General features: G+C 73.8%; 2 protein-coding genes. Both read left to right on the top strand.

All coding sequences use genetic code 11. The annotated features are described in order from the left end of the window. A partial coding sequence (locus tag AB0H32_RS43460; RefSeq protein ID WP_361133653.1) for an SDR family NAD(P)-dependent oxidoreductase occupies nt 1-2,188 on the top strand: 2,188 nt, incomplete at its 5' end. Nucleotides 2,189-2,260: 72 nt separating this feature from the next. Further along, nucleotides 2,261-10,194: type I polyketide synthase (locus AB0H32_RS43455; protein ID WP_361133651.1), on the top strand; the 7,934-nt coding region annotated here is incomplete at its 3' end.

The raw sequence follows: 10,194 nt of genomic DNA, 5'->3' as shown, positions 1-10,194 counted from the left end.
CCAGGAGGCCCACGTCGCCGGCCTGCCGGTGGACTGGTCCAACGTGCTTGCCCCCGGCGACCGCCTGCCGCTGCCGACGTATGCCTTCCGGCACGAGCACTACTGGCTCGTGCCGCCCGTCCCCATGGCTTCGGGCAAGGAGACGGACACCGGGTTCTGGGACGCGGTGGAACGCGAGGACATCGAGCGGCTCAGCGCCGAACTGGGATCGGAGAACGGGCTCCGCGCTGTCGTACCGGCGCTCGCGCGCTGGCGGCGGCGCAACCTGCTCCGCTCCGAACTGGGCGACTGGCGCTACCGCATCGGGTGGACCACGGTGGCGGGACCACAGGAGGTCTCGCGGGTCCCCGGCCGTTGGCTCGTCGCCTCGTCCGCGAGCGCGGACCGGCACGCCTTCGACGGGATGTTCGGCGAGGCGGTGCCGCTGTCGCTGGAGAGCGCCGACCGCTCCTCGCTGACCACCACCCTGGCCGCGATGGGGGCGCTGGACGGTGTGCTGTGTCGGTCCGACCACGCCGAGCATGTGCTGGCCCTCGTCCAGGCTCTCGGCGACGCCGGGATCACGGCGCCGCTGTGGTGCGTCACCCGTGGGGCGGTCAGCACGGGCGCGGCCGATGCGCTGTGCAGCCCGCAGGGTGCCGCCGTGTGGGGTCTGGGCAGGGTCGTCAGCCTGGAGCACCCGGAACGCTGGGGCGGCCTGGTCGACCTCCCGGACGTGCTGGGCGACCGGGAGTTCGCCCTGCTCGGCGGGGTTCTCAGCACGGGCGGCGTCGAGGACCAGCTCGCCGTACGCCCCGACGGGGTGTGGGCCCGCCGGCTGATGGGGGCCGGCGAGGGCGTCCAGGGCGCGCGGTCGTGGCGGCCCTCGGGCACGGTCCTGGTCACCGGCGGCACCGGTGCGGTCGGCGGACACGTCGCCCGCTGGCTCGCCGCCCACGGCGACTGCTCGATCGTGCTGCTCTCACGGCGCGGCGCCGACGCCCCCGGCGCCGCGGAGTTGCTCGCCGAACTGCACGCCACCGGCACCCCCGCCAGGGCGATCGCGGCCGATGTGGCGGACCGGGACGCGGTCGCCGCCCTGCTCCGGCAACTGGCGGACGAAGGCGCGCCGGTCCGGTCGGTCTTCCACGCGGCCGGTGTCGGGCAGAGCACCTCCCTCGCCGAGACGAGCCCGCAGGAGTTCGCCGCCGTGGTCGCGGCGAAGATCGGCGGAGCGCGGATCCTGGACGAACTCCTCGACGGTGCCGAACTGGACGCGTTCGTGGTGTTCTCCTCGATCTCGGCGGTCTGGGGCAGCTCCTTCAGCGGGGCCTACGCCGCCGGGAACGCCTACCTCGACGCCCTGGTCGCACAACGCCGGGCGCGCGGAGCGGCCGGTACCTCGGTGGCCTGGGGCATCTGGGCGGACGCGGGGATGGTGGACCGGGACACCGCGCGACAGTTGCGCCGGATCGGCCTGGGCGCGCTGAAGCCCGCCCAGGCGATCGCCTCGTTGCAGCGGACACTCGACGACGACGAGACCGGCGTCACCGTCGCCGACGTGGACTGGGCGCCGTTCACGGCCAGTTACACAGCCGCACGACGACGGCCGCTGATCGAGGACCTGCCCCAGGTGCGGGACGCCCGGACGGCCGTACCGCAGGCGCGTGACACGGCGGCCGACGCCTTCCGCCGGGAGCTGGCCACGCTCGAACCGGCTGCCAGGCAGGCCGCGTTGCTCGATCTGGTACGGAACGAGGTGGCGGCCGAGCTGGCCTACCCGGACCCGGCTCAGGTGGAACCCGAGCGTTCGTTCCGCGATCTCGGACTGGACTCCCTGGCCTCCGTCGGGCTGCGTAAACGGCTCAACAGCAGGCTTGGCCTGAACACCCCGGTGACGCTCGCCTTCGACCACCCCTCGCCGACGGCCATCGCGGCCTTCCTGCTGGAGCTGCTGACTGTCGAAGGCGCGCCGGGAGCGGGGACGGCCGACGAGGAACTCGACCGGCTGGAGGCCGCGCTGGCCGGACTGAAGCCGGACTCGGTGGGCCGCTCCCGGATCTCGATGCGTCTGGCCGGTCTCCTCGCCCGCTGGAAAGCGAGAGAGGAAGTCGCGCCGATCCCGGCAGAAGCGCCCGGAGAGCAGCTCGACGACGCCACCGACGAGGAACTGCTGGCCATGCTCGGCAGCGAATTCGACATCTCCTGACGCGGCATCTCCCCGAAAGGTCCTCCCATGTCCGCTCCCACATCAGACGGCCCGCCGCCGACAGCGCACCGGATGAGGCATTTCCTCAAGCAGATCAGCGCCGATCTGCGGCTCGCCAAGCAACAGCTGCGCGAGTACGAAGCCCGGGACAAGGCCGACCCGGTCGTCATCGTCGGCATGAGCTGCCGCTTTCCCGGCGGCGTACGCAACCCCGACGAGCTCTGGCAGCTGGTCGCCACCGGCACCGACGCCGTCTCCCTGTTCCCCTCGGACCGAGGCTGGAACACCGAGCGGATCTACGACCCGAACGGCGACCGGCCCGGCACCACCCTCACTCGGGAGGGCGGCTTCCTGTACGGGGCCGCCGAGTTCGACGCCGGATTCTTCGGCATCTCGCCACGTGAGGCGACCGGCATGGACCCGCAGCAGCGGCTGCTGCTGGAGGCGTCCTGGGAGGCGCTGGAGTACGCGGCGATCGATCCCGCGGGCCTGCGCGGCAGCCGCACCGCGGTCTTCGTCGGCGCGGCACCCCAGGGCTACGGGTTCGACGCACAGAGTGCCGGTGTAGGCCTTGAGGGCTACGGCATCACCGGTGTGTCCACCTCGCTGCTGTCCGGGCGGATCGCCTACACCCTGGGACTGGAGGGCGCCGCGCTGACCATCGACACCGCGTGCTCCTCCTCCTTGGTGGCGCTGCATCTGGCCTGCCAGTCGCTGAGCCGGGGCGAGTGCGACCTCGCCCTGGCGGGAGGTGTGACCGTGATGGCGGTGCCCAGCGGCTACATCGAGTTCAGCCGACAGGGCGGGCTGGCACCGGACGGTCGGTGCAAGTCGTTCTCCGACGACGCCGACGGCACCGGCTGGTCGGAAGGCGTGGGCATGCTGGTGGTCGAGCGGCTCTCGGACGCCCTGCGGGCCGGCCACGAGGTGCTGGCCGTCGTTCGCGGCTCCGCGGTGAACCAGGACGGCGCCTCCAACGGCCTCACCGCGCCGAACGGGCAGGCGCAACAGCGCGTCATCCTCGACTCGCTGGCGAGCGGTGGACTGACTCCGGCCGACGTCGACATCGTGGAGGGGCACGGTACGGGTACCCGGTTGGGCGACCCGATCGAGGCGCAGGCGCTGATCGCCACCTATGGCCGGGCGCACACCACCGGGACGCCGCTGTACCTGGGGTCGTTGAAGTCCAACATCGGCCACGCCCAGGCCGCCGCCGGAGTCGGCGGCATCATCAAGATGGTCATGGCCATGCGGCACGGCGTTCTCCCGCGGACCCTGCACGTGGACGAGCCGACGCCGCACGTGGACTGGTCGGCCGGTGACGTCCGGCTGCTGACCGAGGCCGTCGACTGGCCGGAGACGGACCGCCCGCGCCGGGCCGCGATCTCGTCCTTCGGCGTCAGCGGCACCAACGCCCACACCATCATCGAACAGGCCCCGTCGGCTCCGTCGGCCCCGCCGGCCCAGGCCGAAGAGGCCACCGTCGTCCCGGCCCCGACCCTCCTGCCATGGGTGCTCTCCGCCAAGAGCAGCGCTGCGCTGCGCGACCAGGCACGACGGCTGCTGGCCTTCGTGGAGGACGGCACGTCACCGGCCGATGTCGGCTTCTCGCTGGCCACCACGCGGAGCGCCCTGCGCCACAGGGCGGCCGTCATCGGCGAGAGCTGTGACGACTTCCGTCGCCAACTGGGCTGCCTGGCCGCCGGAATGCCGTCGCCCGGAGTCGTCCAGGGCCGGCCGGGAGGCAAGGTGGGCTTCCTGTTCTCGGGTCAGGGTTCGCAGCGGATCGGTATGGGGCGTGAGTTGTATGCGGCGTTCCCTGTGTTTGCCGATGCGTATGACGAGGTGTGTGCGCGTCTGGACGCGCCGGTCGATGTCGATGCCGAGACCCTGCATCGGACGGGGTGCACCCAGCCCGCGCTCTTCGCGGTCGAGGTGGCGTTGTTCCGGCTTCTCGAGTCCTGGGGTGTGCGGCCGGATTGCGTGGCGGGTCACTCGGTCGGTGAGATCGCGGCCGCGCATGTGGCCGGGGTGCTGTCGCTGGACGACGCCGTGAAGCTGGTGTCTGCGCGTGCTGCGTTGATGCAGGCTCTGCCTGCGGGTGGTGCGATGGTTGCGGTGCAGGCGGCCGAGGACGAGGTGCTGCCGTACCTGACGGACGGTGTCGGTATCGCGGCGGTCAACGGGCCTGGGTCCGTGGTGGTCTCCGGTGCCGAGGATGCCGTGCTGGAGATCGCCGGGGTCTTCGCCCAGCAGGACCGCAGGACGTCCCGGTTGAGGGTCAGTCACGCGTTCCATTCGCCGTTGATGGATCCGATGCTGGAGGAGTTCGGCCGGGTCGTGGCGGGGCTGACGTTCCACCAGCCGCATGTCCCGGTGGTCTCGAACCTCACGGGCGGTGTGGCGGAGGCGTACACCCCGGAGTACTGGGTCCGGCACGTGCGCGAAGCGGTCCGTTTCGCCGACGGCATCGAGACCCTGCAAGGGCTGGGTGTGACCACGTTCGTGGAGATCGGTCCCGGCGGTGTCCTCAGCGCCCTGGCGCAGGCCTGCGCGGACGACGTGGTTGCCGTGCCCGTCCTGCGCGGCGACCGTCCCGAGCAGCAGGCCCTCGTCACGGCCCTGGCCGAACTGCACGTACACGGCGTCTCCGTGGACTGGCAGGCGCTCTTCCCCGGTGCTCACCGCGTCACCCTGCCCACCTACGCCTTTCAGCGCGAGCGCTTCTGGCTGGAAGGGGACGAGGACCTGGCCGCCGCCGGCACTCCGGCCGACGCGGCGGACTCCGGCTTCTGGGACAGCGTGGAGCGCGAGGACGCGGAGTCCCTCGCCGCGATCCTGGGCGTCGGCGCGGACGCCTCGCTGAGCGCGATCCTGCCCCGGCTGTCCGCGTGGCGCCGTCAGCGCCGCGAGCAGTCCGTGGTCGACGGCTGGCGCTACCGCGTCACGTGGAAGCCGCTCGGCGCGCTCCCGCAGCCCGGCGCGTCCGGGACCTGGCTGCTCGTCGTGGCCGGTGAGAGCGAGTGGACCGCCTCGGTCCGCAACGCGCTCGGTGAGCGCGGCCTGGAACTGGTGACGCTCGTCGCCGGGCCCGGCACCGACCGCGGGAAGCTGGCCCGTGAGCTGGCCGGCGTCGGCCCGGTGGCCGGCGTGCTGTCCCTGCTCGCCGAGGACGAGAGCGCCTCGGTCGGCCACGCCGGCCTGTCGCACGGCCTCGCCGCGACCCTCTGCCTGGTGCAGGCGCTCGGCGACGCGGGCGTCGACGCCCCGTTGTGGTGCGCCACGCGTGGCGCAGTGGCCACCGGCCGCTCCGACCGCGTGGACCGCCCGCTGCAGTCGCAGGTGTGGGGCTTCGGCCGGGCGGCGGCGCTGGAACACCCGCAGCGCTGGGGCGGACTGCTCGACCTTCCTGATCTGCTGGACGCCCGTGCCGCGGCCCGCGTGGCTGCCGTCCTCGGCCAGGCGGCCGAGGACCAGGTGGCGGTCCGCGCCTCGGGTGTCTTCGGGCGCAGGCTCGTCCGGGCCGCCCGCGCCACCGGCCCCGCCCAGGGGTGGTCGCCGCGCGGCACGGTGCTGATCACCGGTGGTACGGGTGCGCTGGGCGGGCACGTCGCCCGCTGGCTCGCCGGTGCGGGTGCGGAGCATCTGGTGCTCACCAGCCGCCGCGGCCTCGACGCGCCGGGTGCGGCGGGTCTCGTCGCAGAGCTGGAGGAGCTCGGTGCGGCCGCGACCGTCGTGGCCTGTGACGCGGCCGACCGTGACGCCCTGCGGGCGCTGCTGGCCGAGCACCCCGTCAACGCCGTCGTCCATGCCGCAGGCGTCGGCGACCACGTCATGATCGAGGACTCCGACCCGGCCGGGTTCGCCGGCACGGTGGCGGCCAAGGCGGCAGGTGCCATGCACCTGGACGAACTGCTGGCCGGTCAGGAGCTGGACGCGTTCGTCATGTTCTCCTCGGGCGCCGGCATCTGGGGCGGCGCCGGCCAGGGCGCCTACGCTGCGGCCAACGCCTGCCTGGACGCCCTCGCCGAGTACCGGCGGGCACACGGGCGCACCGCGCTCGCCGTCGCCTGGGGCGGCTGGGCCGAGGGAGGCATGGCCGGCGTCGGCGACGGGGAGGAGATGCTGCGCCGCCGCGGCCTGCCCCCCATGCAGCCAGCCCTCGCGGTCTCCGCGCTCCAGCAGGCGCTGGCCGACGGCGAGAGTGCCCTCACCGTCGCGGACTTCGAGTGGGAGCGGTTCATCGGCCCGTTCACCGTCATCCGCCCCAGCGCCCTGTTCTCCGATGTGCCCGAGGCGCGCCGCGCCCTGGAGGCGCCGGCCTCCGGCGGCGCGGAAGCCGGCAACGCGCTCGCCGCGAAGCTGACCGGGCTGTCGGCGGGCGAGCAGGACCGCACGCTGGTGGACCTCGTCCGCACGCACGCAGCCGCCGTGCTCGGCCACGAGGGCGCCGCGGCGGTGGAGCCCGGCCGGGCGTTCAACGACCTCGGCTTCGACTCGCTCACCGCCGTCGAACTGCGCAACAGGCTCACGGCCGACACCGGCCTGAAGCTGCCCACCACGCTGGTCTTCGACCACCCGAACGCCACGGCCCTGGCCCGGTTCCTGCGCGTCGAACTGCTCGGTTCGCAGGGCGCCGCGCAGCAGGAGCTGCGCACGGCCGCCGGTGACGAGCCCATCGCGATCGTGGCCATGAGCTGCCGCCTTCCCGGCGGCGTCGGCTCGCCCGAGGACCTGTGGCAGCTCGTGAGGTCCGGCGCCGACGCGATCTCCGGCTTCCCCGAGGACCGCGGCTGGGACGTCGAGAACCTCTACGACCCCGACCCGGGCACCCCGGGCAGGACGTACGCGCGCGACGGCGGCTTCCTCTACGACGCGGGCGACTTCGACGCCGCGCTGTTCGGGATCTCGCCGCGCGAGGCGCTCGCGATGGACCCCCAGCAGCGCCTGCTGCTGGAGGCCTCGTGGGAGGCGTTCGAGCGGGCCGGCATCGACCCGGCCTCCCTGAAGGGCAGCCGCACCGGCGTGTTCGTCGGCATGTCCTACCAGGGCTACGGCGCGGGCCTCCCGCAGGTCCCGGAAGGCGTCGAGGGCCACCTGCTCACCGGCAGCGCCGCGAGCGTCGTCTCCGGGCGCGTGGCCTACTCGTTCGGCCTGGAGGGCCCGGCGGTCACCGTCGACACTGCGTGCTCGTCGTCGCTGGTCGCCCTGCACCTGGCCATCCAGTCGCTGCGCAACGGCGAGAGCACGATGGCCGTCGCGGGCGGTGTGAACGTCATGGCCGTACCGGCCGCGTTCGTGGAGTTCAGCCGGCAGCGCGGGCTGTCCGCCGACGGCCGCTGCAAGGCGTTCGGCGCCGGCGCGGACGGCACCGGCTGGGCGGAGGGCGTGGGTGTGGTGCTCGTGGAGCGCCTCAGCGACGCCGTGCGCAACGGCCACGAGGTCCTTGCGGTCGTGCGGGGCAGTGCGGTCAACCAGGACGGCGCGTCCAACGGGCTGACCGCGCCGAACGGCCCGGCGCAGCAGCGGGTGATCCGGCAGGCCCTGGCCTCCGCCGGGCTCACCGGGGCCGATGTCGACGCGGTGGAGGCGCACGGTACGGGCACCGCTCTGGGCGACCCGATCGAGGCGCAGGCAGTCCTCGCCACGTACGGCCAGGAGCGCACCGAGGACCGGCCGCTGTGGCTGGGCTCGCTGAAGTCCAACATCGGTCACGCCCAGGCGGCGTCCGGCGTGGCCGGTGTGATCAAGATGGTGATGGCGATGCGCCACGGCGTCCTTCCGCGGACGCTGCACGCCGATGAGCCGACGCCGCACGTGGACTGGTCGGCCGGTGACGTCCGCCTGCTGACCGAGGCCGTGGAGTGGCCGGAGACCGAACACCCGCGCCGGGCCGCCGTGTCGTCCTTCGGCGTGAGCGGCACCAACGCCCACACGATCATCGAGCAGGCCCCGGTGGCCGAACCGGCCGCCGTCGCACCGGTCGAGGTCTCCTCGGCAACCGTGCCGCTGGTCCTGTCCGGCAAGTCCGAGGCCGCGCTGCGCGCCCAGGCCGAGCGCCTGCTGTCCCTCACCGCCGACGGCGCCGAACCGTCCCTCACCGACATCGGCTTCTCGCTGGCCACCACCCGGGCCGCCCTGGAGCACCGCGCCGCCGTGGTCGGTTCCGACCGCGGCCGGATCGCCGAGGGCCTGCGGGCCCTGGCCTCGGGGGCACCCGCTCCCGGCGTCGTCCTCGGCCGCGCCGACGCCGGCCAGGTCGGGTTCCTGTTCTCCGGGCAGGGATCGCAGCGCATCGGCATGGGGCGGGAACTGTACGAGGCGTTCCCCGTCTTCGCGGAGGCGTACGACGAGGTGTGCGCCCACCTCGACCGGCACCTCGACCGGCCGCTGCGGGACGTGGCCTTCGGCGAGAACGGTCACGAGGACGGCGAAGAGCTGAACCGCACCGCCTTCACTCAGCCCGCGCTGTTCGCGCACGAGGTCGCCGTCCACCGCCTGCTGGAGTCGTGGGGCGTGCGGCCGGACTACCTGGCCGGGCACTCCGTGGGCGAGATCGCGGCCGCGCACGTGGCCGGAGCCCTGTCGCTGGAGGACGCGGCCGCACTGGTAGCGGCTCGTGCCGCGCTGATGCAGGCCCTGCCCGCCGGCGGGGCGATGATCGCCGTCCAGGCCACCGAGGACGAGGTGCTGCCGCACCTCACGGACGACGCCGACATCGCAGCGATCAACGGTCCGCAGTCCGTCGTTGTCTCCGGAACCGAGGACGCCGTGGCGGCCGTCGCGGACGTCTTCGCCCGGCAGGGCCGCAAGACCTCCCGGCTCACCGTGAGCCACGCATTCCACTCGCCGCTGATGGACCCCGTGCTGGAGGACTTCGCCCGCGTCGTCGGCGCTCTGCGCTTCGAGACGCCCCGGACACCGGTCGTTTCGAACCTCACCGGTGAGCTCATCGACGCGTACACGGCGGACTACTGGGTCCGGCACGTCCGCGAGGCCGTGCGCTTCGCCGACGGCATCCGGACCCTGGGCGAGCTGGGCGTGACCATGTTCGTGGAGACCGGTCCCGGCGCGGTGCTGAGCGCCATGGCCCAGGGCTGCCTGGACGGCGCGGTCACCGTTCCCTCCGCACGGTCCGGCAGCCCCGAGCCCGAGGCGATCACCGGCGCCGTCGCGCGGCTCCACGTGCACGGCGTCCCCGTCGACTGGCCGGCGTTCTTCGCCGGCCGCGGCGCCCGGCGCGCCGACCTGCCGACCTACGCCTTCCAGCACCAGCGGTACTGGCTGGAGACCACCGCGCCCACGGCCGCCGCCGTCGCGGGGACCGACGCCGTGGAGGCCGGGTTCTGGGAGACGGTGGAACGCGAGGACGCCCAGTCCCTCGCCGCCACCCTCGACCTGCCCGCCGAGCAGCTGGACGCGGTGCTGCCCCGGCTGTCCGCGTGGCGTCGGCAGCGGCGCCGGGAGTCCGCCGTGGAAGGCTGGACCTACCGCACGGGCTGGAAGCCGCTCGGCGGCCTCCGGGAGCACGAACTGCCGGGCGACTGGCTGTTCCTGGTCACCGACGAGACCGAGGCCGTCGAGTGGACCGCCGCCGTCGCCGACGGGCTCGCCGCCCGCGGGGCCCGGCTGGTCCGGGTGGCGGTCGACCCGGCCGCCGACCGCGGTGCGCTGCTGCGGCAGCTCGGCGACGCCGTCCGGGAGACCCCGCTCGACGGTGTTGTCTCCCTGCTCGGTACCGACGAGCGGCCCCACGCCGGACACCCGGCCCTCACCGTCGGCACCGCGCTGTCCCTCGCGCTCGTCCAGGCCCTGGGCGACGCGGGCATCGACGCCCCGCTGTGGGCGCTGACCAGGTCCGCCCTGTCCACCGGCCGTGCGGACGCGGTGCCGAGCGCCGCCCAGAACGCCGTCTGGGGGCTGGGCCGGGTGGCTGCGCTGGAGCACGCGCCGCGCTGGGGCGGTCTGATCGACCTCCCGGACACGGTCGACGACCGGGTCGCCGG

The sequence above is a fragment of the Streptomyces sp. NPDC020362 genome (genome assembly GCF_040642095.1).
Lineage (GTDB): Bacteria > Actinomycetota > Actinomycetes > Streptomycetales > Streptomycetaceae > Streptomyces.
This window is presented reverse-complemented; position numbering and strand designations above follow the sequence as displayed.